Genomic DNA, 23,460 nt, shown 5'->3' with positions numbered 1-23,460 from the left:
TTTTTATTGTTTATCCGGTTACTGATTCCGTTTTCTTTTGCGCTGGTTCGCTGGTTCCTGCTCGTCTGCGGGGGCTGCCATACTGTTTAAAACCAGGCCCAGGACCTCTTCCAGCGTTCCCTGGCTATACTCCCCCAGCTGACGATACTCCGGCCGGCTGATGCGGTCCGCATCAATCATATCGACGGCGCGATAATCTAACTTGCTATCGGTTAATTCCGCCCAAGGATAAAGTACCTGGCGCTGCTTGTCTATCAGGAATACCGCCTCTCCTTGTTTGGCAAAAACATAGTTATTTTCGCTGGCGATATCCCCCAGGTTTTTGCCGGTAGCCAGCAGGCTGTTTAGTTTATCCGCCATCATGATTCTGTTCTGGTCCCGGTCCGCGGCTGGCGTCCGGGAGCCCAGCCAGGCGGCATCTTCTATTTTCAGGAACAGGAGGCGGCGGATTATTTCCGCTTCCGCCGGACTATGGATGGCAAATTTTTGCGCTTCATACAAGCGGTCCTGGTACAGGGCCTGCTGTATTCTTTCCCGGGCTATACTAAAGCTTATTTTTTCTTCACCGGTAATTTTAACCTGGCCGGAAGTAGCCAAATCAAACCCCAGTTTCGCCAACGCGCTTTTAAATTCCCGGTACCGCAGGCTCCGGATTTCTACCATCGTCGAGATGAGTTCCCCGCCGGCTTGCAATTGGTCCTCCCGGGAAGCAGCTGCAAGCAAAGCCGCCAGGGGCATGACCTGGGAGCCTTTCAAAACCTGGCCTTGGGCATGATCCAGGATGCTGTAGCCATAGGGCATTGCTTTTCCCTTAGCCGTATGGAAAACCACCTCTACCCCGAATTTATCTTTCATAAACGCCGAGAACTTTTCGGGCGTAAGGGCGGGCTTATACTTGCTAAAAAGGGCTTTTAGTTGTTGCGTTCTTTCCCCGGGTTCCTGGTAGTTTTTAATTTTATTTGCTACCAGGTCGTTCTTTATTTCATAGACCACCCTGCCGGCCCGAATGAATTGATACTGGTTATCCTGGGGCTTTACCGTAATGCCTTGGCCTTCCAGTATCATTTTAAATTGCGCCTCCGAAGAAAAGTTATAAGCCAAAGCCCTTTTAACCTGCTGACTTACCTCCTGGCCGGCATTCTGTCCTAAAATTTCTTTCATCACCACCTGGGAACGCACGCGCTCGAAAGAATCATTAATTTTCAACCCCGACTCGTCTACCCGGCTGGATACCAAATGAACGTGGTTATTGGCCGTGTCTTTGTGGAAATAAATTAAATACGGGTTGTTTTTATAGCCCATCCGGTCCAGGTACTGCTCGGCAAAATCTTTCAGCTCGGTACCGCTGTAAGTCCTTCCTTCGCAGGAGATAACCGCGTGAAACTGCGGCTTTTCAATCATCCCCCTTTCATTGGTAGACCAGGCTTTAAAGAATTGCTGGTACTCATGGATGGCGCGGCCACCCGCACCACCGTTTAACTCCAATAAGCCAAAGTTCTCGGCGGCCATCAGCTCGGCCGTCCCGGCACTGACCTTATTCTCATTGTATTCCACCCCGGAGAAGCTGCCGGCGGAAGAAAGAATTTTAACAACCATAAAACCTCCTTGCCCTCAAAAGAAAGGGATAAACCTTAAACCAGGGGCAGTCCTATTGGCGGAAATGCCCGTTACCCCTGGCGCATTAAATAATAAACATTGTTTATGGTACATTGAACATTGTGTCATAAACATTAAACATTGCGCCATAAACAAGGTGCCAGCAGCCATGCTTCACCCGCAGCGCGTCACCATCCCTATTTCTGGGCGAGGGCTCTCAGGTAGGCCCGGATGGCCAGGGTGTACTCCTGCTGAACCTCGGTCATCTTTTTAAAGCACTGGTTATATTCGGCCAGGAACCGTTGGTCTACCATATTATTCTTATCCAGGTAATTGACATACCGGGCTATCTGGTTGATATTATGGCCTACTTTGTTCAATTCCGGATTTAATTTATTTAAAACTTTAAATAATTCCTGCGGATTGTGGCTTACTTTGCCTTCTTTCGACAGCAGCTTTTTCCGAAAATATACCAGGGGCTGTTTCCAGCCTAAATCTTCCGATTCTTGATATAAGGCTGTCTTTTCCGTTTCGGTAAATTTGATAATCACCTGCTTGTTCCGCAGTTCTTTTTGGTCTTTCCGGGGCCGTCCCCCCTTGGGATTCCAGGTTTTCTGGTCTTCTTCTTTTTCTGCCATGCTGTAAAAAATAGGAGTTGCGACTATTTTTACCCCGGGCGGCTAGGCGTAGCCAGCAATCCGGGCATTTAGTTTTCGTATATACGAAAACACATCTTGCAAAGCAAACTCCCACCCCTTCCAAGAGTAACTTTTTTTGCATTTTTTATTTTTCAGAGGGGAAGAAAGTGGGGATGAAAGTCGTATTAGGTAATTATAAAAGATTTAGGGGTTTCCTTACGTTTTAAATAGATTCATAAATACCGTTTAGATAAAATATGGAAAACACGATTGCGGCAAGTAAAGAACTAGAGCTGCTGCGGCGGGAATTAATAAATAGTGGTTTTGCGGTTGGGGAAAGTAAGTTTCCCCATACGGTTTATGCCATAAAACCGGCGGGCATGTTTAAGAATGGTCTGGGAAAAATGGCTATTGAATATTGGGCAGGCAGGGAACAGTTTCTGATGATGGGCCATTTCTACAAAACCGTAGCGGAGGTTATTTCTTATTTAAATAGCCAGAATAAGGGTGCCACTCCTATCTAATACCTGCTAAATTCGTTTAATATGCTATGAACTTAGTTTAATAGGCTATGAACTTATACCAGTTCAACCGTCATAACATCCAAGGACGAGCGGCATTAATTTGGCGGCAGGGAATCTTTTTTGACTTCCGCGATGAGGGAGAATATAGAATCATCCTGCATGACATGGGCAATTTTTATGCGGAACTCTGGTATGATGCGGATATGCACCATATAAAACACGTTAGGGGCTTTAGAAGCCTGGAGTGCTTAGAGCCTTACCTGGCTACCATCAAGCTAGCGGATATGATGGTTTAAACCTGCTCTTTTTTAGCGGAACTTTCTTGCAGGACTAGCGCATAAAGGGCTACCGAATCTATCTTTAAGAGGTTGGCTATCGCATTGAGTTCGCCAAGCTTTAAGGTCATTGGATTCTCCAGCTTCTCTTTAAACCGGATATTGTTGGTATTAATTTTTTTGGCGACTACACTGTAAGGGGCCACATCGAACAACTCCTTAAATTCCTTAATTAAGCCTTGATCAAAAAGTAACTTAGCTTTTTCAAACTTTTTATTCGCAATAGCATCACTACTCATAAGGGCTATGTGTATTTTATAATGGCTAAAATATTCGCCTGCCTAAAGCTGGCCGAGCTTGATTTGGTTTAGGTAGGGGTCTAGTTCTTCAATGCTTTGGAATGCCCGAACTTCCTGAATTTCGTTTAAATTATGGTTATAAACTACCTCGGCGTAAAAGCCATCCATATCATACAAGTTGCCTATATCCTCGCAGATGTTTAGAAATGAGCCGAAATGCCAAACGTGCTCGGCGCGTTCTGCCTGAGTTAGTCTTAAAAAATCTTCAAGTACCATATTTTATATTTAATAGCGCTGGCGAACCAATTCTCGCGGCCATCTCTAGCTAGTAGAATAGATCCGTTGCGCTTTCGCGGTTTACCGTTCCTAGTTGTTTTTCCTTTTCATGCCAGAGGCAAATTTTAATAAAAGCAGCAACGTAAATATATACGTTTTCTATCTAAAAAAGAACATCCTATTAAATAGTGGAAATTTAAAATTTTATAAGAAAAACAAACCCGCCTTTCGGCGGGCGGTACCTAATACTTTGAGTAAGATTTTATATAATCACATAAATTAGAGTATTTAGTATGAAGCTTTAAAAAGTTGCTTCTATGGACCGGTTCTTTTTCTTTTTCAGCTGCTGCTTTCCAATAAGTGGCGGCTAAATCAAGAGAAATTTTGATTGTTTCAAAATCTTCCTTTTCTAATTCGATATTTATTTTCATAATCTTATGGATAAAAAGTACCTGCCTTGCTACAGGCAGGCTTTAACATTTAGGCTGCCATTGCTACATTTTTCTCTTCCTCATGCTCGGCTGTTAAGCCTAAAATAAAACTGGCTGCTTTAAAAGCTTTGGTGCTGGCGTAGATTAGCATGGTTTTATCATCCTTTAATCTTTTAATCCAGCCTTGCAGATAGGCTACTGAATTTTCAAATACCACCTCTTTTATACCGGTAACAGCATTTAAAAAGCTAGCTCCCATCTCGGCTACTAATTCTTCCTTGGAATAATTCTCATCCCCGAACCGGGTTGCTTTATCTGCTTCCGTAAAGCGATTTAATCTTATTTCGTGGCCAGTAGCGTGGATCAGTTCGTGAAATAAAGTAGCGTGGTAAGCCTGAGCATTCACAAAGGTTTTAATAAACGGCATCTGCACCTTGTCAGAGAATGGCATGTAATAAGCCGCTGCGCCGCCATGCTCTATGTTAGGAGCCGGTACCGGGTAGTTATTTACGACTTGCTGGCAGGCTTCTATTATTAAGTTTTCGTTACGGCTTATATTGGTGGGAAGGACAAAATCAACCCCTTCTACCTGGTCAATGTTGAAAACAGTCCAGATAAAAGGAACAAATTTGGTTTGTACAATTTCTTTGGTTTCGCCGGCCGCAGTGTTTTTTTCGTCAATGGTGTTAGTAAAAATTTTCCAGAAGATAATCTGGGCACCCTTTTCACCTTTTCTAACATGGCCACCTAATTCTTTGGCCTGTTGAAAGGTGATGAAATAAGGGGTGGTGTAATTTCTTTTGCCTGTAATATAGTTCAGGTAAAAGGCATTAAAACCTTCGTAAGGACGTTTAGATTGGTAATTTTTTGGTAGTCCATAAGAGCTCCAGGGCTTTTGCCAAAACACATTGCCTTGCTCTAATTGGGCAATAACTTCATTTGTTACCTGGTCAGCTAATTGCGAGAACTTTTCATTAGGTGTCATAAGGTTAAGATTTAAAGTGTTCTTGTTTGATTAATTGCCTATATAAATATATACGTTTTCTGTACAAAAAAGAATATTTTGTATATATTTATTTATCAACAAAAACAAGCTTTTTCTTCCCTTTTGTAAAAACATTGTTTGTCACTTCAGGCATGCAGCTGTCTCATCAACTTACCTATTCTTGATTTATCGGTTTTATTTGTGACCAAAGCAATCTATTTTACCAATGATTTAGTAATAAAAAAATATTCACTATGTAATAACATAGTAATATCAAGCATATTTATTACTTTTAACAAGATATTAATAAGTAACTTTTTTTATTGGTTAACATTCCATTATTTTGGAGATTACTAGTAACAAAGTTATAAAGTAACATATGAAAGTCTTTGCCCTTCTCAATCATAAGGGTGGTGTCGGAAAAACTACCAGCACCATTAATATTGGTGCCGCGCTTAATAGGGCGGGTAAATCTGTTTTGCTGATTGACTTAGATCCGCAAGCTAACTTATCGCAAAGCTTGGGCATTCAGGAACCTGACCAGACCATTTACGGCATCGTTAAAGGCGATTACCTCGCTGGCAATGCCATATTGACTATTAGGCCTGGGTTAGATGTTATCCCTTCTACCCTGGATTTAAGCGGTGCTGAAATAGAGTTAAGTACCAAAATTGGCCGGGAGCTTATTTTGCGGGAAGCAATTGAACCCTTAAAGAAGAAGTACGACTTTATCTTAATCGACTGCCCTCCATCGCTGGGCTTGCTTACGGTTAATGCATTAACTGCTTCGGATAGAATTCTGGTCCCGTTGCAGGCCGAGTTCTTGGCTATGCAGGGACTTGCCAAAATGTTGGAAGTGGTTTCAATCATTCAGAAACAGCTGAATAAATCCTTAGAGTTAGGTGGAGTTTTCATTACCCAATATGATAGTCGGAAGGTGCTGAATAAAAATGTATTTGATACCATCACGGAACACTTTCCGAAAAAAGTCTTTGCTACTAAAATTCGCGATAATGTTGCTTTGGCGGAGGCACCGGCTACTGGCCAGGACATTTTTACTTACAATAGTAAAAGCGCGGGCGCTGCCGATTATGAAGCATTAGCGGGAGAAATATTATCCAAGCATACTAAGAAGAAAAGCACAAGATAACATAATAATAAAAAACATATAGTAATATCAGTAACATGGCAAAGAAAAATTTCTCAGGTGGATTAGGCAAATTGCTGCAGAGTACAACAGAAAATGCGGAGCAGGAAGAAGTGCAGGAAGCAAATGAAGCAGTAGAGCCCACCAAATTTCCCGAGCGCCGCACTACCTTTGTTATTCGGGAAGATTACCTGGATAAAATATCCGCAATAGCTTATTGGGATAGAACCTTGCTTAAAGATCAGATAAACGCTGCCTTGTCTGCGTACATAGAGGAGTATGAAAAGAAAAATGGGGAAATTAAGGTGGCACCCCCTAAAAGAAAATAGTGGACTATATATCCTGTCCTGCTGCAACAGGACCTACTGGATTTCCATTATTGTTTGGGTAGGAGTTTTAGGCTTTTTAAATTTAGGTTTCTTCTTAGGGAAACAAGAAGATAAGCTGAAGATCCAGTGCAATCCTTTATAAGAAGGTTTACTATCTCTGGACTCGCTGGAATATTAGGAATTGGAATACCGGTGCTTCTAAATTTCTTCCTAAATAGAACGGTACTTCAGGATAATTTTACAATTAACCTGAAAAAATTATTTATAAAAAGTTCTCTAATTGTATTAACAGCTTGTTTTGTCGGAACTTTAGTATTTATTCTAGCTTAGAACAGAAAGAAAAAGGAATTACTTCACCCAACCAAAATTAAAGTACATTTAAACGGGCCATAGCAGCAGTACGTTGGCTTTATTTTAAGAACATTTTTTCTGACAAAGAAATTCTAATTCCATATCTATAGTACAAGAGCCTTAAAATGAATGCATTGTTTAATTGCATATCGCAATATTATCCTATTTCTTCAGGAGCATGGGAGGCCCTTTCCAAAGCATCAACACAAATAAAGATTTCAAAAAATTCTTTTCTAATCCAAGAAGGAATGGTGTGCAATAATTTGTACTTTCTGGAACAAGGTTGTTTGCGTGGCTATTATAACCTGGATGGGAAGGAAATTACCTATTGGTTTGGCTTCGAAAATAATTTCATTACTTCTTTTTATAGCTTTATTTCCCGGAAGCCGGGGGTAGAAAACATACAGATTTTAGAAGACTCCACCTTGTGGGGGATTAGTTATAAAACTTTAAACCAGTTGTTCGATTTTCATAAAGACCTAGAGCGCCTAGTCCGTATTATAAATGAGCAGTATTATATTAAACTGGAAGAGCGGTTAATGGCCATGCAATTTAAATCGGCTCGGGAGCGGTATGAACAGCTTATGGAAACTTCTCCCCATATTCTGCAAAGAATCTCTCTCGGGCAAATTGCGTCTTTCCTGGGTATCAGTCAGGAAACGTTGAGCCGAATCCGAAGCCAGGTATAATATTCATTTTTTTTGACTATTGTCAAAAGAAAGGATAAGTGTCTGCTATACCTTTGATTCATCATTCAACAAAAGACAAAAATGAATCAGAAACCATCCAATGCATTTATGGCGGCCTCTTGGGGCACTTTACTTACTGGTGTAACAGCATACATAATCGGGCTGTGGAATGCCGACATGTTGCTCAACGAAAAGGGTTATTATTTTACCATCCTCATGTATGGTTTATTCTCTGCTATCTCTCTCCAAAAAAGTGTGCGCGACCAACTGGATGGTATTCCGGTTACCAATATCTATTATGGACTCAGTTGGTTTTCTACCATGCTGGCGGTGGCGTTGCTGGTAGTGGGGCTTTGGAATGCCGATATGCTCCTTAGTGAAAAAGGGTTCTATGCCATGTCATTTATTCTAAGCCTTTTTGCTGCTATTGCGGTTCAGAAAAATACCCGAGACAGTTTAGGAAAAGAAGTGCCTGCTAAGAACAATGTTGAAGTATATTAATTGTTAAGCAGGAATTTATTATAGCGTATAAAAATGAGAAGCTCCCGTACAACACTTTTAGAACTTATCGTCCTCCATTCTGGAATTACCTCATCCTTTCCAATTATTCTATAAACGGAACAATAAGTAACGATTAAAAAAATTGCCTAACCTTGTTTAAACACACCTAATAAGTTCCTGACACGCATGGCTTTGATAAAAGATATTTACTCCCCTACCTTTTATGACCGTTTGGCGGATAGCCTGCAGGCCGAAGTATCTGGGTTCAACAAAACTACTTTCCTCAGGCAAATATTTACGCCCGCTTTTGCCACAATGGAATGGAAACAACGCCTGAAGCACACCACCCAAGTGCTGCACACCTTCTTTCCGGTTGTGTTCCCAGAGAGCGTCGCCCTGCTGCCCCGAATAATCAATCGTCTAAAAGCCGACGGCTTTAGAGAAGGAAGGCTTGAGTTTATGTTTCTGCCGGATTATATCGAAACTTATGGCCTCCACGATTTTGATAATGCCGTACACGCCCTGGAGTTTACTACCCAATACATAAGCTGCGAATTTGCCGTGCGGCCGTTTCTTTTAAAATATGGAGAACGCATGATGCAGCAAATGTTGCAATGGTCTAGCCACCCTAGCAGCAGCGTTAGGCGGTTAGCCAGCGAAGGGTCCCGGCCGCGTTTGCCCTGGGGCTTGGGTGTACCAGCCCTAAAAAAAGACCCTTCACCTATCCTGCCTATCCTAGAAAATCTCAAAAACGACCCCTCCGAATCGGTACGCCGCAGCGTAGCCAACAACCTGAACGATATTTCCAAAGACCATCCGGAACTGGTGCTGCATCTAGCTGCCACTTGGAAAAATACTACCCCAGAAACCAATGCTATTCTAAAACACGCCTGCCGCACCTTGTTAAAACAAAGCCATCCCGCAGCACTCTCCCATTTTGGACTGGCTTCTACCCAATTGGAGGTAAGTGGATTTGAGGTATTAACTCCTCAAGTCAGCATTGGGAGTAACCTGGAATTTAGATTTGTCGTGCAGAACAAGGCGGATACGGCTCGCACCATAAGACTGGAGTATGCCCTGTATTACCGGAAACACAAAGGTCAACTTTCAAAAAAGGTTTTTAAAATAAGCGAACGGATCTACGGCCCTGGTGAAATGGCCGTGATTGTGCGCAAACAAAGTTTCCGGACCATCACCACCCGCACGTTTTATGTCGGCGAACACCAGGTTGCAGTACTGGTAAACGGGCAGGAAACCAAGACGCAAACCTTTACCTTAGTAGCCAGTATTCTTGAATTTTCCGGTACCGAGTAGCTAAGCCATTCATAACGTGTTTTCGACTACTCGGCTTTTCGATAGCTTCCTAGAATAAATCACCTGGCCTCTCTTTTGAAACTCTGCTACTATGCTACTAGGTCATCCAAGTCTCAGAGCGAACGTCCTAACCAGCTTGCAGACCACCACTGTATCACCTGCCCGTAGTTGGCCTAACAACTTCTCCAACTCCGGTCGTTCTTTGCGTTTTGGAAGGCAAAAGCAGGGCTCAAGAATACGATTTCATCAGCTTATTTTTAATCAACTACAGTAAGTGCATGAGGAAGTCGAGACTTAATTTCCTGCTTTTGCCAAGCCTTTTACTTGGTGTAATTAGGAAAAGATTAAACTTATAACTGGTCCTCTTCTTTACTATCGCTCGATTCTAAATCTCGTCGCAGTTGCTCCTGCTCCCGAATAGCTCCCACGTTGCCGTTTTTAATGGCCTGACAATAAGCAATAACATTTACTTTATTTCTTTAACTTAGCCCGACACATTATGATTTACTAATATTTTTAGCCATTGAGAAGCTTATCTGCTTATAAAACCTGTTTTTTCGCGCGGCCCAGTTTCCTCTCTTTAGCAGATACTTGCTCCCTTTTTGACTTGTTCACTCAGATTCATTGTATGTGGCCAAATAAAACTCCCTAAATTCCTTATTCAGATCACAAATTTGTGAATACTTGAATTATTTGATCTATTTGTAAGGCTCATAAGACACAGATTATTAAACTGATACGTAAATTTCAAAACAGATTTAATAAGCCTATAAACAGGTTTCATAAGCTTATAAACAGATTTGATAAGCGACAAAAACAGATTTCATAAGTTGATTAAACAGATTTCATAAGTCAATAAACAGAAATACTTAAAGTCTCTGTTTTTTCTCAAGCCTTTTATATAAATTGGGCCCCATGGAACAGCTGGAAATTAAAGAAACCAAAATCCAGGTACGGCATCATAATGTAATAACTAATGCCAGGCACGAGCTTTCAGCGGTGCAACTGGACATATACTTTATGATGCTCTCCCGGTTAAAGCCTGGTGATAGTAAGGACACCAAGTATACCATCAGCGTTAAAGAAATCGAGGAGTTAACTGGTCGGCAGTGGAATTACCAGCAGTTGCGGGAAGCTACTGCCGGTCTGATTGGCAAGGTGTTCGAGATTGAAGAAGAAGACGGACTGCTGCAAGTAGCCATGATGAGCAGCGCCAAATATTTAAAAGGCCAAGGCCGTATTCAACTTTCTATTGCGGAAGATTTAAAGCCGTACCTGGTAGACCTAAAAAACAATTTTACCAGTTTCCAGCTCTTCTGTGTACTTTCCATGACTTCCAAGTACGCCAAATGGCTCTATGTGCAGTTTTCGAGGTGGAAAGATTTAGGTGCTATGACTTTCGAAGTGGAGCAGTTACGCTACCGGCTGAACCTGAAAGACCCGTCTGGTAAAGCGCCCGAACAGTACAAGCAATGGGGACAGTTTAAAGATTATGTGTTAGAACCGGCTATTCGGCAAATTAATGAAGTATCGGATTTAAGGGTGGCCTATGCGGTAACCGAAAAGAAAGGTAAATCTATTCACAAACTTACCTTCACCATTAAAATGGTTTCCCAAGTACAAACGGTTATTCCTTTCGAGTCTGAAGAATTGGACCGGGAAGCAGCCCAGTTGAAAGGACGTCTAAGGGATATTGGAATATTAGACACGAACCTCATCAGCAAAATTCTTAATAGTACTGAGCTCCGGAAAAAAGCCAATAAATGCCTCTACGATATTTCCCTCCGCCGGAAAGATATCAATAACCCAGGGGGTTACTTTCGGACAACATTGGGCATATAGACTTATAAAACCTGTTTTTTGTCGTTTAGCTTATAAAATCTGTTTTTAAGCTTATAAAACCTGTTTATAGGCTTATCAAATCTGTTTTTTGTCGTTTGACTTATAAAACCTGTTTATAGGCTTATCAAATCTGTTTTTGTTGCTTATAAAACCTGTGTTTTCGGTTCTTGACTTATAAAACCTGTTTTTAATATAAAATCTACTGAAAGGCTTCTAAAATATTTAAATCTTAATTACATATGTTTAAAATGGGCCTCAAAGCGTTAGATGTGCTCAGCTAAAATATATGTTTTATTTACTCACCCTATCACAGCTTTCTTCACCCAGAGGAAACACCAAATGACTTTCAGGTCTTAAGTACTAGCTAAACGTTCGTAGATTCGCTGCACCTGCACCGCCTGGAATGCCCCTCCCCTACTGGCCTTAAATCCGGCATTGTTTAGTTCCAAAGCAATTTCTTTCCAGGCTTTATTTTGTTGGCGGTGCAACTGGATAAGTGCCGCTGCCCGCTTATTGTTTTCATTTGCCCGAGCCTTATTTTTATTTACCGCCACGGCCAGGTGATTAGCGGTCTTATCCGTAAAGGGAGTGCTTGCTTTCCGCCACTCCCCCTGCCGTTTGGTTTTTTCCGCTAAAGCATTAGCGGTTCTCAGGCTGATCAACTCCCGTTCCCGGTCGGCGATGGCCATAAACAATGTAAGCGTAAATTTATCCAGGTTCGGAATATCACAACTCTCCAACCTACCATCCAATTCAGCATAAATCCAAAGTGCTTGCTCGGTGTTCCGGCTTAACCGGTCAATCTTGGCCACCACCAGCACGGCCTTCTCTTTTTTGCACAAGGCCAGGGCCTGCTGCAACTTCGGCCGGTTACTAATATCCTTGCCGCTGACATTTTCAGTAAATTCGGCAATAATATTCTTCCCGTTGTAAAAATGGTCCAGGTAAGTTTGCTGGGATTGCAAGCCCAATCCGGATTCTCCTTGTTTTTTGGTGGATACTCTTATATAAGTAACGTACTTGGTTTGCTGCATGGGTAAAGTCTGCCAATTTTACAGGTAAAGATAAAGAAAATTCGTTCTATTTACATTATCACTACGCTCGTAGTGGTAATGTAAACAGCAGCTTTGAGGGATTCAGGCAAGCGGTAACCCGTAGATTATTGCCTGAGAAAACAGCATTCCTTTTAAATCACCACTATCGGAACAATCACTTTCGGAGAATAGATGTAAAAAGGAGGCACCAGGTTGGAAAACGACACGTATGCTCACTTTGTTAAATGAAATAGTAGCCATTGGCACTTTACTTCCGATAACAAAGAAGAACCATTAAAAGCAGTTGATGAGCAGGTGGGTCACTTGGTACCAACATCTGGTCCAGTTGAGACCAGGACCTTAGTAGCGGAAAGACCGGTCAGCAGAATCATCTTATCTTATCGATAATATAGTAACATTATATTACAAATAAGGTGATTGATATTAATTACTTATGCGGATGGTAATATCAGATGATAAGTAATAAAACAATATTACTAATAAAGAATTATAATAATAAAGATGTATGATGTTGGAATGTTATGGAAGTATATAGTAGTAAGATTACTAAAGTTATCTAAGATTAAAATATTACGTCGAATTAAAGTAATACAATATGATTAGTAATAAATAGATATTAGCAATATTTATTTATAAAGATAATAGTTTAATATACATACATATTATTAGTAATAAATATGTTTTAGATTATAATACATAGGTTATTCTTAACAATAATTGAATATAAATAATAGAAGATATACAATTCATGAAGTAATATATTATTATACAGCATTAAAGTAATATTATATGCTAAGTAATACTATACTATAAGCAATAATCTCCTATGATAGTACTATATTAAAAGCTTGTAATGTTCCCAATAATCTAGAATTATGAATTCTATTGCATAGCGTAATAGTATAACGAATTAATATATGCATAAATATTATTGCGCTTTCAGTAATTTAATATTACTTAACACCTTATATTATTAGTAATATTGTGGACTTATTAATTTAATAATACTTATAACAAATATGTATAATAACCTTTTTTTACTATTAATAAAGTATTCTAATGTTCTTCTGATAAATCACTGATTTATAATAAATTAAAATTTAATTATTAACTTATATACTAAATCAAACAACCGCCATAACTGCTTTATAAGCCTGGTCACCAGTTTCTCGATATATTAGATAAAGATTACAAAAGGGAAAAGAAGATTCAAATCTAATTTCCAGGGAAGCAGTCTGCAAGGGTAAGCTTGTCAATCAGGCATACGTTATATAAAAGAGTAAAGCGTCACCCTAAAGAATTTCTACCGGAAAGTCTTCTGGCATCCAGAATAATTTTTAACTTGGATAGATAATAGCTTTGCTTTACGTACCAGGTTTATGCAACACCTACACCTCTTTGTGGCCGAGTTTGGCAATGCCAGTTTAAACCAGCAGCCAGCTGGCAGCTTCTCTCATTATGTACTGACTGCCGTCTTAATCGAAGAGGCGAAATTAATGCAAGCCCGAGAGCTGCAAGCGGACATCAGCCAGCGCTTTTTCCAGGGACATCCGATTCAGTCCAGCCGGATACCCGATGATGAGCTTGGCTTTCAAATGCAAGTAGCTATTTTGCAGGAGCTGCGGCAACTGGACTTTCTGGTGCTTAGCCTAGTAATCAATAAAAGCAAAGTAGTAGGAGAGGGGCTCAGTCAACAGGAGATTTTTTACAAGTACTTCAACCGCATCTTCCTCAAGCAATTCCCCCAAAACTTTACCTCCTTTTCCATCCATGCCGACCAGGTAGGCTGGCCCGGATTTCAGCGGAGCTTACAGCATTACATCCAGACCAAAGTCATTCAACGGGATTTGTTTACCCCCGACCGCACTTACCAGTTGGTAGAAGATAGACTGGCAGAACCCTTGGTACAACTGGCGGATTTCATCGCCGGCTGTTTAGGTAAGATTTATTGCACCAGCCACAGCCACGAAAAAGCCGCTTTCTTATTTGACCTATTGCACGATAGAAGTTTTGTAGATTTTTTCCCTTTCGAGAAAACCGACTTCTTGCTATCTATTCCGGAACATGACCAGGAGAAAAACGAGCTCATCGCCCAAATAGCAGCAGCCTCAGCCCGCGAAGCCTTAGCCCAACACCACCGGCTTTCCGAAGAGGCGCAGGCGGTATTACAATACTTATACTTGATGTTCCGCACAGCACCGGATAGATTAGTAGAGAAGTACGAAATAATTGAAAAACTAAAAAAAGTGTTCCCCAACTTCTCGGAGCAGCAACTGCGGGTTTGTATTCAGCACCTGCGAGATGATGGTGTACTGATAGTGAGTATACAAGGTAAGTCTGGCTATAAAATACCCGATAGGGTAGCCGATATTGCCGGCTTTTACAACCGTTACCTCAACAGCATTGTGCCGATGATTAACCGCCTGAATATTTGCAATCGCAAGCTCCTGGTCAACAGCTTACAGCAAGTAGACCTGCTGCAAGCTAACTCCAACTATTCTATCCTGCATGAGCTGATTAAAACCTTGGATAAAGACAAGCAGCCGCATCCTCCTTTGGACCTGATGTCTTAATTAAGTTGTTATTTCTTGTCAGTTTTATGGCAGAATTGTTTTTCAAAGTCACTAAAGCGCATCATCGTAGCCGACAAACCTCCTGCCTGAGAAATTCGGAAGCGCATCACTAATTCCAGGGTTTCCTTATTCTGGTAATAGAAGTAGCGTTGCCCGCTATTGATCAGCTCCGTAGCTGCTATGCTGGTAAAGCTTTTCTGAAAATATTCTACTGACATCGACTTGGCCTCCCCATCAGCCAAATACCTAAAATAGCTATTTACTAAGTAAGGTAGAACATACGCTTCAAACTTGTCCATAAGTTTAGAACCCGGCCCTCATTCGAATAGTTCTACTGGTATTAATTATAAAAGTAGGGAATGGTACGAATGCCACGATTTACAGATAAACCCTACTTTTAAGAAAGAGGAATTCAGTAATAAGTTTCCTGCTTACAATTTCTAAGTTCGATTTCTAATACCAAGGCTTTAGCAGAACAATTTTTCATACCTCTACTTATATGGCTAAACCTTTTATTCAAACAATCCCAAATACCCTAAGCCGGGTGCCGACAAAAGAATATTACAAAAGGGAAGAAAAGAGAACCCATACAACAATTGTAGCTTTTTTATAATATTACTTTATTACTTACCTATTTATATTACTAATATTATTTTATTACGAATATTACTTTATTGTTTATTACATAATATTACAGGTAAGCTAAATCGCTTTTGCGAGTCCGGCGCTCACCAGTCCGGCATTGAACCGCCACTACGATTCCTAGACCCTTGTGTCAACGACAGTTTTAAGAACCTTTCCTGCATCATGTAAAATTTATAATCCCAAAACTAGATACTGTTTTAGCTTTGACCCTGAAGCAGAATATAAGGTTGACCTGGAAAAGGGCAAAATATATAAAGGTAAATCAGAAGTAAAGGTAGAAAAGCGGAAGAAACAGAATTCTCCTGTTCTAGCTGGTAGATGGCTATTAAATAAATGAAGAATAGTTAGGAAATGCTGTGCAGTAACCAAATTATGTTGTGCGGTAAGCTTTCCTAAAAAAATAATGGGGTTTTTAAGACTTTACTTAAATCTGCGTTTATGATTTATAACTCTACTGGAAATTTGTAATTATATTGAATATTTCCTAGAAAAATTTGACAAGTGGTGCGGGTAGCAGAAATACCTGGCTCTTACGAATTTTAATGGTGAATTTATGATTTGTAATTTTCCTTTTACAACTACCTCCACCAGGTAGTAAATGGATACATTTATTAGTGAGGATACTAGGTCTGCTTTACATAAGATGTGTTATAAGAAAGGTTTTGCTACCTTATTTTTGATAAGGAGCTTTAAAGGCTTTTGTTAAATTTTTGTATTTATAAAAGATAAAATGGTAAATTCAGGAATGTAAGTGCGCTTTTTAACTATTAAACTAGAGCCCCTATGAAAAGAGCTAATTTTTTACTCTCTTGTCTAGTCACTATACCGCTGAGTGGGTTTAGGAAAATGGAATGGCATAACTTAAGAGTTGATAAAGGGTTTAAGGTTAGTGCCGGCGAAGGCAGAGGCCAAGGCCACATAAAGCTGAAAGGGGTAAATTCCAATATTCTGGACGTTAAAGTATCTGGTAAGGATACCAACGGTGACTTAGCCATCTTTGAACAAACAGGATTGTCACCCAAACGAGGTACCCCTTTGCATATCCATCCTGCTCAGGATGAAATATTTAAAATAATCGAAGGCGAATATTATTTCCAAGTAGGGATGGACAAATACCGCCTGAAAGCCGGCGATACTATTTTTCTGCCTCGGAAAGTGCCGCATGCCTGGACTCAGATAAGCGAGCAAGCTAAGATGAATGTCATTGTTCAACCAGCTGGGAAGTTGGAGGAGTTTTTTGTGACGATGGCCGCATTCGTAGGAGAACCAACGAAAGAACAGATTGCCAAAATATTTTCAGACCATGAAATGGAAGTGGTAGGTCCACCTTTGAAAGTAGATTGATTTTGTATCCTAGATTTATCTTTAAAGGAAGAACCGATTGCTTATATTCACCAACAACCAACAAAAGAAATTATAATAGGCTTTTTTACCGAGCGGTTCTTTCTTTAATTTATCGGAGACTGATGCTAAAAAGGTCCTGAAACGGTAGGTTCCTAAAATAGGTTTACAGGTTAAACGGTTAAAGTTCTATTTACATTCTTGCTTAACTGGTTGGTATTGGTAAGGTTTTCTTTTCATATTTTCGCCAGCGCTTTTTAAGTGGGCCATCCTGCTGGTGAGCCTGAGCAGGCTTTAAATAATCACAGGAAGCATGAGGTCGCAGCTGATTATAAGCCAGAATGGATTTGGTAATAGCCGCCTTTGCCAAGTCAAAGGAGAGAAAGGCTCGGCAGTTAAATTCATCTTTAATGGTTCTGTTTATCCTTTCAGCCAAAGCATTTTCGCCTGGCTCTCCCTGATTGGTCATACTAATGCAGATGTTATTGGTACAGAGGAGTTGAATGTATTCTTTAGAGCAATACTGAATACCCCGGTCCGAATGATGAATTAAGCTTTCTTTTCCCTTTTGTAAACTCTTAACGGCCATCTGCCAGGTTGTCAGTGGCCCTTTGGTCTGTAAGGTTGTATCTAATGCCCAACCCATAATCTGGTGGGAATAAGCATCCGTGATTAAACTTAAGTAGCTAAAATCATTACCGGTTCGGATGTAAGTAATATCACTTACCCATAACTGATTGGGATAGCTAACGGGCAGTTCCTTGATGAGATTGGCATACTTGTAAAAAGGATGCTGCGAGTTGGTTGTTTTTGCCCGTCTACGCCGCTTAGAGCGCAGTAAATGATTTTCCCGCAGCAAGTCGTAAAGCTTATCTCGTCCTAGCTTTATCTGCTGCTCGGCTAAGAAGTCCGTGAGCAGATGATGCAACTTGCCTGTACCCACACCGGGTAATTGCTGGCGGATTTTTATGACTTGTGCTAGAATAAGCATCTGTTGTTTGTCATTCTTCTCTTGCTGGCATAACTGCTGGTAGTAAGCTTGCCTTGATTTTCCAAACAGCCCGCACAATTTCCCTAAGCCAATTAAGGGATATTGGGTGTTTAACTTCTGGACCGTTTGGAACCATACTTTTTTCTGATTTCAATATTTAGCTGCTTTTCAGCCACCGAAATCATCGTCTCTAAGGCGGTATGCTGGAGCTTTACTTGCGCTAGCTGCGCTTGGGCTAGTTCTTGCTTTAATTGTTCAACTGTTATCTGGGATGGCTTCTTGAGAAAAGCTGATTTGGGTCGATAATACTTTAACAGCCTGGTTCTATAGTACCAACGATGCCAAGCTTGTAAGTTGGATACCGAAAGCTGGTATTGCTTGGTAGATTGCTTAATACTTAACATACCAGAGCGAATTTCTTCGACAACCTTTCTTTTCTTTAAAGACGAAAATGCTTCTTTTACGTTTTCTTTTAATTTCCTTTTATTCATTGCTTTACATAATTGATGTAAAGCTATTTCAGGAGTTTACCGTATTTCATGGTGGAAAATTTCATTACGGTTTAACTGGCTACCTGCACCAATACCTTAATATTGATAACCTAAAAAATATAAATTACTGTAGCTTCCGGTAAACCTAGTAGTTATAAAAAGGACAAGTTGCCTTCCTGTAATACGGCTTCGTATTTTTCTTGGTTAAACCGGTATAAATACGGCGATTTAAAAGCGCCACCTTTCCGGCGTTCCGGAAAGCGTTCTAAAATGTTTAGACTTAATATTTTTCGGTGAAAGTTGCGGGGGTCTAGCGGTCGGTTTAAGATAGCTTCGTACAATCGTTGCAGTTCGGGCATGGTAAATTGTTCGGGCAGTAAATTTAAACCAATGGGTTGCCAATTTATTTGCTGGCGCAGGGCCTGTAAGGCGGCTTCAACTATCTGATTATGGTCAAATAGCAGGTTCGGAATTTCTTTTATTTCCCACCACTGGCATTCATCGGTAAATAAATCGGGCGTAGGATTCACTTTCGAATATTCTACCAAAGCATAATAGCCAATCGAAACCGCCCGGTTATACCAAAGTTCCGGATTTATCAGATGCTGCAGTTTGGTTTTAATTTCCGGCAAATTATATCGCACCAAATCTCCGAACACCTGAAATTGCTGGAGATAAATCTGGTCCAGGCCGGTCCGTTCTTTTAATATCCGGTAGGCCGCCGCATTAACTGATTCGGATTGTTGAATGGGCCCGCCGGGCAGACTCCATTCCTGGGTGCCTTTCCAGCGCAATAATAATACCCGCAACTGATCCTGGTGAAAGCCCAGCACAATGCAATCGAGGGTAAGTTGCGGCAAGTAGGCTGGTTCTGCTGCCTTTATGGCTATTGATTGTTTTTCTTTTGCGGGCATGAAGCAACGAGAATATTTTTATTATGTTATTTTGACATAATGATATTAATGACTATCATTATGTCAAAATAACATATTTATTCTTTAATCCAGCTAAAAGGCATGCGACTTCTACAAAAGATTTGTGTTTTATTCTTCCTGAGCGTCCAGGTAAGTTTACTAACCGTTGAGGCCCAAAATAAAAATGTAAGCACCAGCCAGGCTGCTAGCCCGGTAAAAACAGCTAACGGATTGTTGGCCGGTACTACCGAGAAGAGCGGTATTCGGGCTTACAAAGGTATTCCGTTTGCCGCGCCACCAGTAGGAGCGTTGCGGTGGCGCGAACCCCAGCCGGTTAAAAATTGGCAAGGCGTGCGCCAAGCAACTCAATTCGGACCACGGGCCATGCAATTACCCGTTTTTGGCGATATGGGATTCCGGTCGAATGGCATGAACGAAGATTGTTTGTACCTGAATGTCTGGACGCCCGCAAAAACTGCTCAGGAACGGCTGCCAGTATTGGTATACTTTTACGGCGGCGGCTTTGTGGCCGGCGATGGCTCCGAAGCCCGCTATGACGGCGAAAGTATGGCCAAACGGGGCATTGTGGCCATCACAATTAATTACCGCTTAGGCGTGTTTGGGTTTTTAGCACACCCTGAACTAACAAAAGAATCGCCGCATAAAGCTTCCGGTAATTACGGGTATCTGGACCAATCCGCAGCCTTACGTTGGGTGAAACAAAATATTGCGGCTTTTGGCGGCGACCCTGCTAAAGTAACCATTGCTGGGGAATCGGCCGGTTCTATTTCGGTAAGTGCCCAAATGGCCTCGCCGTTATCTAAAAATTTGTTTCGGGCGGCTATCGGCGAAAGTGGCGCCACCATTAATTCTAGCCTTGAACCAATTCCTTTGGTCGAAGCAGAAAAAATAGGAACCAGCTTTGCGGCGGAACTTGGTGCCAATTCTTTGGCAGCACTACGGGCTTTACCCGCGCAGCAATTGCTGGAGGCGGCTGGAAAAAGAGGTATTCCGGGATTCCCGGCAACCATCGATGGCTATTTCTTCCCGAAATCTCCAACGGCAATATTCGCGGCTGGCGAACAAGCCAAAGTACCTTTACTGGCGGGCTGGAACTCCGAGGAAATGACTTATATGTTTTTGCTGGGCCGCGAAAACCCAACCGTAGAAAATTATAAAAAGGCCGTTGAAAAGGTTTACGGCAGTGATGCCGATGAAATATTAGCGGTTTACAAAGTTAAAACCGATGCAGATGTAGTACCGGTGGCTACCGACCTGGCCAGCGACCGTTTTCTTGCCTATAGTACCTGGAAGTGGCTGGACTTGCACGCCCAAACCAGTGGAAAACCGGTTTACAGGTATTTGTTTTCCCGCCCACGTCCGGCTATGGTGCCCGAGATGGGAAATGCCTCGGCCGGTTTGGCTGGTGGTGTAGTAAAAGAAAATGCCCCGAATGCCGTAAAAATGCCGCAAGCCCGCGGAGCTGTTCATGCCGCCGAAATAGAATATGCCATGGGCAACCTGCCTTACAATAAAGTATACGCCTGGACACCGGAAGATTTTAAAGTATCGGAAACCATGCAGAGTTATTTCGCCAATTTTATTAAAACCAACAATCCCAATGGGCAGCGCTTACCCGTTTGGCCAGCTCTAAGTAAAGGCAAGCCCGCACAAGTAATGCAACTTGATGTAACCAGCGGCGCTAAAGCAGAGGAAAACGGTGGCCGGTATCAAGTATTAGATAAGCTGCATAAAAAATCAAAATAAGCAGTTAGCAAGATTGTAAGTGCTTAAATAATTAAATATTTTTCTAACCAGTTTATCCTAAATAGAAATATAATTTCTCATTCGGGAGATTCAGATTCGGATTAATCAGCATAGAAATTATTATAATCCGGAGAGGTTAAAAAGCATCTCCGGGTTTATCTTTTCTATAAAATTCTAATAATACTACTATCAATTAGTTTGTGCGCTTAAGTAGCTGAATAGGGTAAGGCTACTAATACGGTTCGGTTGCTGTTGATATTGGCGAACGAGATTAGCCAAATAATCCTCTACTTGTTGTTTATCTTCAAAGACCCTATTGCTAGTTTTAGCGCTTAGTTCTTCAAAGAAACGTTCTGCCGGATTAAGCTCGGGACAAGCGGTAGGCAACTTCTGCCATTGGAGAGCCTGCTGCTCTGACCAATTCTGAGCGGTATGTGCCGTTGCCCCATCCCCCATCAAGAGGGCTTGGTCTATTCCTTTTTCCTGTAGATGAACTTGGAGCTGTTGCAGAAAATAAGCAAAGCACTGCTTATCCAGGTGCGACAGTGAAGGGGCAGATGGCTACATACAAGTAGCCCCACGCATAACCCAGCTTCACCGGACATACCGGCCAATGTACTTGCCTGGTCCAGCGGCGGCGGGTACGGGTACCATAGCGCATTTCATCAGTGAAATAAAGCTGCTCCTCCCCGCGCTGCTGTTTTAGCTGAGAGAAGTTTTTTTAAAAGTTGCTTCTCCCACCTGGTCTTTGCGCACGTTTACCGGCCGGCCCGTCTTTAGTTTTACTTTCAGCCGCGAGAGCAGCACCGATATACCGGATTGCGAGTAAACAACCCCCATCTCCTGCTGGAGCCAGTGTTGTAGCTGTCCTTGGGTAGCAATATCATCCTGGTCTAGCCGCTGTAGCAGTCGGGCTTGTTGAAGAGAACTGATACCAACTTACCTATTACTTTCTTGTTCGTAGAATCAGAATATTGAAAAGAGAGCAAAATTATCCCTGCATTAAACAGGAAAATATTCCGTAAGTTGGTATGAGCTTGGCCCAGCCACCTTTGTAGCCGGTAGAAAGAAGCCCCTATAGGCCTTGACTAACGTACTGCTGGCTGTAGCGGCGTTGCAGGCCAATCATGGCTCCTGCTTCGGGCTGCGTATTGGCTTGACCGGCTTTCAGGTAACGAACAAACCGGACCCTGTCCCGCAAGCGTGCTTGCTTTTGCCCTTTCTCTAACTCCTGTAACTCCGCTACTGTTTTCTTTATCGCTTCTTGATAGTTTATCCTGCGCATAAGCTTCTAACAACTTAAGCGCACTATCCGTTTCATAGTGGTATCAGATTAAAGTTGCGTCTGATAAAGAAAGGTGTCCGCTCTCACCAGTGAACCTACTTCTGTTTCCTAAAGGGCAATGAGTTTTAAGACGAGAAAGATAACTCTTTTCGCTACTTATCATAACTTAACTTATAAGCCATAACGGTTAGGCTAAAAAGCCTTTTAATGTTTTGTATCTGTTATTGTGTGACGTATTTCTTCCTTTTTGAGCTTTTCTTCCCGAGTCCAAAAAGATCGTGGTAAAAAACTTTCAACTAACGATGCCTTATTAGTGCTTGCTTCTAGTATAGTTGGTATAAGAATGGTGTCTGCTTGTATAAGCATTCCTCTAATATGATCTTGTTGAAGAATTTTATCATCAAATTTGTATACCAGTTTACCATTCTTGAATACAGATTCTATTTCATCAAATGAATCGAAGTGCCCTTTCCCATATATAAAGTATCCTTCGCAATTAAAAGAAGTAACCGTTCTTTCATTGAGGACTAAGGGCATTCCAGAAATCCTGACTCCTAAAGTAAAAGTGTCTTTGCCACTTGTAATAAATAAGTTTTTAACCTGGTTCTCATATTTATTAGAAATTGAGTCAAAGACGAGGGCTACTTTTTTATCAGTATAATTGATTAAGCGGACACGTATGGGGAAGTGAGCCATTTCAGGCCAACTTAGTATACTGTCAACTTCGAGCTTAACGTCTCCTTCTTGAGCGTCGAGTAAAACTAGAGATTTAGTATTATGGCAGGCTACTACCAATAAAGGTAAAACAAGAAGCCACAGTATTTTGCAGCATCTTTGGAATGGAATCAGTTCTATTACATATTTCTTGCCTACCATAAATTACAAAACCACCATACTATTTAGGTAGCAATTACCATTTTGAAAAATACTTTTCAATACACATTTCTATTAAAGTATAGATACATCTTTCTCAATTTTCCATAATTCTAGTTTGAAACCTACACTTGTAAGTACCGGCGCCAGGCGTCGCCTTCTTTCCCTTTGCTTAAATAGTACAAAACCCAGAAAATTACTCTTATTTAACATGAACTGTGTTAAAAGTCAAGCTTCTTAGGCGGAAATAGTAGTAAAATCAGGGCGGTAGGGAATACCAGATTTTACAATGGCAAAAGCTTGTTTGAGCAGCTTGTTGCAGACCGCA

26 protein-coding genes are annotated in these 23,460 nt (G+C 41.3%); 11 read left to right on the top strand and 15 right to left on the bottom strand.

Going from position 1 to position 23,460, the window contains the following annotated elements:
• Nucleotides 1-18 precede the first annotated feature (18 nt).
• Together F0145_RS25040 and F0145_RS25035 are read right to left on the bottom strand one after the other, a co-directional pair.
• Nucleotides 19-1,596 (bottom strand): relaxase/mobilization nuclease domain-containing protein, encoded by a 1,578-nt coding sequence (locus tag F0145_RS25040; protein WP_150093256.1) that lies wholly within the window; start codon nucleotides 1,594-1,596, stop codon nucleotides 19-21.
• Nucleotides 1,597-1,793: 197 nt separating this feature from the next.
• Complete coding sequence (locus F0145_RS25035; RefSeq protein WP_150093254.1) at nucleotides 1,794-2,234, bottom strand: plasmid mobilization protein; 441 nt, start codon at nucleotides 2,232-2,234, stop codon at nucleotides 1,794-1,796.
• 257 nt (nucleotides 2,235-2,491) lie between these two features.
• Here F0145_RS25035 and F0145_RS25030 point away from each other — a divergent pair, with 257 nt between their 5' ends.
• Together F0145_RS25030 and F0145_RS25025 are read left to right on the top strand one after the other, a co-directional pair.
• A complete protein-coding gene (locus F0145_RS25030) occupies nucleotides 2,492-2,758 on the top strand; it encodes a hypothetical protein (RefSeq protein ID WP_150093252.1) in 267 nt (88 codons plus the stop codon).
• A 47-nt stretch (nucleotides 2,759-2,805) separates the two neighbouring features.
• Nucleotides 2,806-3,054, top strand: a complete 249-nt coding sequence (locus F0145_RS25025) for a hypothetical protein (protein ID WP_150093250.1) — start codon at nucleotides 2,806-2,808, stop codon at nucleotides 3,052-3,054.
• Here F0145_RS25025 and F0145_RS25020 read toward each other — a convergent pair.
• The 4 genes from F0145_RS25020 to F0145_RS25005 form a co-directional block, all read right to left on the bottom strand.
• On the bottom strand, nucleotides 3,051-3,332 hold the full coding sequence (locus F0145_RS25020; RefSeq protein ID WP_150093248.1) for a hypothetical protein: 282 nt from the start codon (nucleotides 3,330-3,332) through the stop codon (nucleotides 3,051-3,053). The genes F0145_RS25025 and F0145_RS25020 overlap by 4 nt on opposite strands.
• 42 nt (nucleotides 3,333-3,374) lie before the next feature.
• Entirely contained in the window at nucleotides 3,375-3,608 is a 234-nt protein-coding gene (locus F0145_RS25015) for a hypothetical protein (protein ID WP_150093246.1), read from the bottom strand.
• Nucleotides 3,609-3,850: 242 nt separating this feature from the next.
• On the bottom strand, nucleotides 3,851-4,039 hold the full coding sequence (locus F0145_RS25010) for a hypothetical protein (protein ID WP_150093244.1): 189 nt from the start codon (nucleotides 4,037-4,039) through the stop codon (nucleotides 3,851-3,853).
• 49 nt (nucleotides 4,040-4,088) lie between these two features.
• Complete coding sequence (locus F0145_RS25005) at nucleotides 4,089-5,024, bottom strand: ArdC family protein (RefSeq protein ID WP_150093242.1); 936 nt, start codon at nucleotides 5,022-5,024, stop codon at nucleotides 4,089-4,091.
• Between the two features lie 379 nt (nucleotides 5,025-5,403).
• On the opposite strand from F0145_RS25005, the gene F0145_RS25000 reads away from it, so the two are divergent.
• From F0145_RS25000 to F0145_RS24970, 6 genes are all read left to right on the top strand, one after another.
• A complete protein-coding gene (locus F0145_RS25000; RefSeq protein WP_150093241.1) occupies nucleotides 5,404-6,174 on the top strand; it encodes a ParA family protein in 771 nt (256 codons plus the stop codon).
• 35 nt (nucleotides 6,175-6,209) lie between these two features.
• Nucleotides 6,210-6,500: a hypothetical protein gene (locus F0145_RS24995; protein ID WP_150093239.1), complete on the top strand. Its 291-nt coding sequence runs from the start codon at nucleotides 6,210-6,212 to the stop codon at nucleotides 6,498-6,500.
• 476 nt (nucleotides 6,501-6,976) lie between these two features.
• Nucleotides 6,977-7,540 carry a Crp/Fnr family transcriptional regulator gene (locus F0145_RS24990; RefSeq protein ID WP_150093237.1) on the top strand — a complete coding sequence of 188 codons (564 nt, stop codon included), beginning with the start codon at nucleotides 6,977-6,979 and terminating at the stop codon, nucleotides 7,538-7,540.
• 81 nt (nucleotides 7,541-7,621) lie between these two features.
• Nucleotides 7,622-8,041, top strand: a complete 420-nt coding sequence (gene yiaA, locus F0145_RS24985) for an inner membrane protein YiaA (RefSeq protein ID WP_150093235.1) — start codon at nucleotides 7,622-7,624, stop codon at nucleotides 8,039-8,041.
• 186 nt (nucleotides 8,042-8,227) lie between these two features.
• On the top strand, nucleotides 8,228-9,355 hold the full coding sequence (locus tag F0145_RS24980) for a DNA alkylation repair protein (protein ID WP_150093233.1): 1,128 nt from the start codon (nucleotides 8,228-8,230) through the stop codon (nucleotides 9,353-9,355).
• A 915-nt stretch (nucleotides 9,356-10,270) separates the two neighbouring features.
• A complete protein-coding gene (locus tag F0145_RS24970) occupies nucleotides 10,271-11,197 on the top strand; it encodes a replication initiation protein (protein ID WP_150093231.1) in 927 nt (308 codons plus the stop codon).
• Between the two features lie 353 nt (nucleotides 11,198-11,550).
• Here F0145_RS24970 and F0145_RS24965 read toward each other — a convergent pair whose 3' ends face one another.
• Complete coding sequence (locus F0145_RS24965; protein WP_150093229.1) at nucleotides 11,551-12,231, bottom strand: recombinase family protein; 681 nt, start codon at nucleotides 12,229-12,231, stop codon at nucleotides 11,551-11,553.
• A gap of 1,400 nt (nucleotides 12,232-13,631) precedes the next feature.
• Here F0145_RS24965 and F0145_RS24960 point away from each other — a divergent pair.
• Nucleotides 13,632-14,825: a DUF3800 domain-containing protein gene (locus tag F0145_RS24960; protein WP_150093227.1), complete on the top strand. Its 1,194-nt coding sequence runs from the start codon at nucleotides 13,632-13,634 to the stop codon at nucleotides 14,823-14,825.
• Nucleotides 14,826-14,833: 8 nt separating this feature from the next.
• Here F0145_RS24960 and F0145_RS24955 read toward each other — a convergent pair whose 3' ends face one another.
• Complete coding sequence (locus F0145_RS24955; protein ID WP_150093225.1) at nucleotides 14,834-15,124, bottom strand: hypothetical protein; 291 nt, start codon at nucleotides 15,122-15,124, stop codon at nucleotides 14,834-14,836.
• Nucleotides 15,125-16,253: 1,129 nt separating this feature from the next.
• Between F0145_RS24955 and F0145_RS24950 the strand changes: the two genes are divergently transcribed.
• A complete protein-coding gene (locus F0145_RS24950; RefSeq protein ID WP_150093223.1) occupies nucleotides 16,254-16,814 on the top strand; it encodes a cupin domain-containing protein in 561 nt (186 codons plus the stop codon).
• A 202-nt stretch (nucleotides 16,815-17,016) separates the two neighbouring features.
• Here the strand turns inward: F0145_RS24950 and F0145_RS24945 are convergent, their stop codons facing one another.
• The 3 genes from F0145_RS24945 to F0145_RS24935 form a co-directional block, all read right to left on the bottom strand.
• Entirely contained in the window at nucleotides 17,017-17,895 is an 879-nt protein-coding gene (locus F0145_RS24945; protein WP_150093221.1) for an IS3 family transposase, read from the bottom strand.
• A 17-nt stretch (nucleotides 17,896-17,912) separates the two neighbouring features.
• Nucleotides 17,913-18,293 carry a hypothetical protein gene (locus F0145_RS24940; RefSeq protein ID WP_150093219.1) on the bottom strand — a complete coding sequence of 127 codons (381 nt, stop codon included), beginning with the start codon at nucleotides 18,291-18,293 and terminating at the stop codon, nucleotides 17,913-17,915.
• A gap of 152 nt (nucleotides 18,294-18,445) precedes the next feature.
• Nucleotides 18,446-19,207, bottom strand: a complete 762-nt coding sequence (locus tag F0145_RS24935) for an NUDIX hydrolase (RefSeq protein ID WP_150093217.1) — start codon at nucleotides 19,205-19,207, stop codon at nucleotides 18,446-18,448.
• A 102-nt stretch (nucleotides 19,208-19,309) separates the two neighbouring features.
• On the opposite strand from F0145_RS24935, the gene F0145_RS24930 reads away from it, so the two are divergent.
• On the top strand, nucleotides 19,310-20,974 hold the full coding sequence (locus F0145_RS24930; protein WP_150093215.1) for a carboxylesterase/lipase family protein: 1,665 nt from the start codon (nucleotides 19,310-19,312) through the stop codon (nucleotides 20,972-20,974).
• A gap of 189 nt (nucleotides 20,975-21,163) precedes the next feature.
• On the opposite strand, the gene F0145_RS27080 is transcribed toward F0145_RS24930, so the two are convergent.
• From F0145_RS27080 to F0145_RS24910, 4 genes are all read right to left on the bottom strand, one after another.
• On the bottom strand, nucleotides 21,164-21,511 hold the full coding sequence (locus F0145_RS27080; RefSeq protein ID WP_223816232.1) for a transposase: 348 nt from the start codon (nucleotides 21,509-21,511) through the stop codon (nucleotides 21,164-21,166).
• Between the two features lie 165 nt (nucleotides 21,512-21,676).
• A complete protein-coding gene (locus F0145_RS26395; protein WP_223816231.1) occupies nucleotides 21,677-21,856 on the bottom strand; it encodes a winged helix-turn-helix domain-containing protein in 180 nt (59 codons plus the stop codon).
• Nucleotides 21,857-22,049: 193 nt separating this feature from the next.
• Nucleotides 22,050-22,259: a hypothetical protein gene (locus F0145_RS24915; RefSeq protein ID WP_150093211.1), complete on the bottom strand. Its 210-nt coding sequence runs from the start codon at nucleotides 22,257-22,259 to the stop codon at nucleotides 22,050-22,052.
• Nucleotides 22,260-22,463: 204 nt separating this feature from the next.
• Nucleotides 22,464-23,135 carry a hypothetical protein gene (locus F0145_RS24910; RefSeq protein ID WP_150093209.1) on the bottom strand — a complete coding sequence of 224 codons (672 nt, stop codon included), beginning with the start codon at nucleotides 23,133-23,135 and terminating at the stop codon, nucleotides 22,464-22,466.
• Between the last annotated feature and the right edge of the window lie 325 nt (nucleotides 23,136-23,460).

The organism is Adhaeribacter rhizoryzae (genome assembly GCF_008629685.1).
GTDB classification, from domain to species: Bacteria; Bacteroidota; Bacteroidia; order Cytophagales; family Hymenobacteraceae; genus Adhaeribacter; species Adhaeribacter rhizoryzae.
This window is presented reverse-complemented; position numbering and strand designations above follow the sequence as displayed.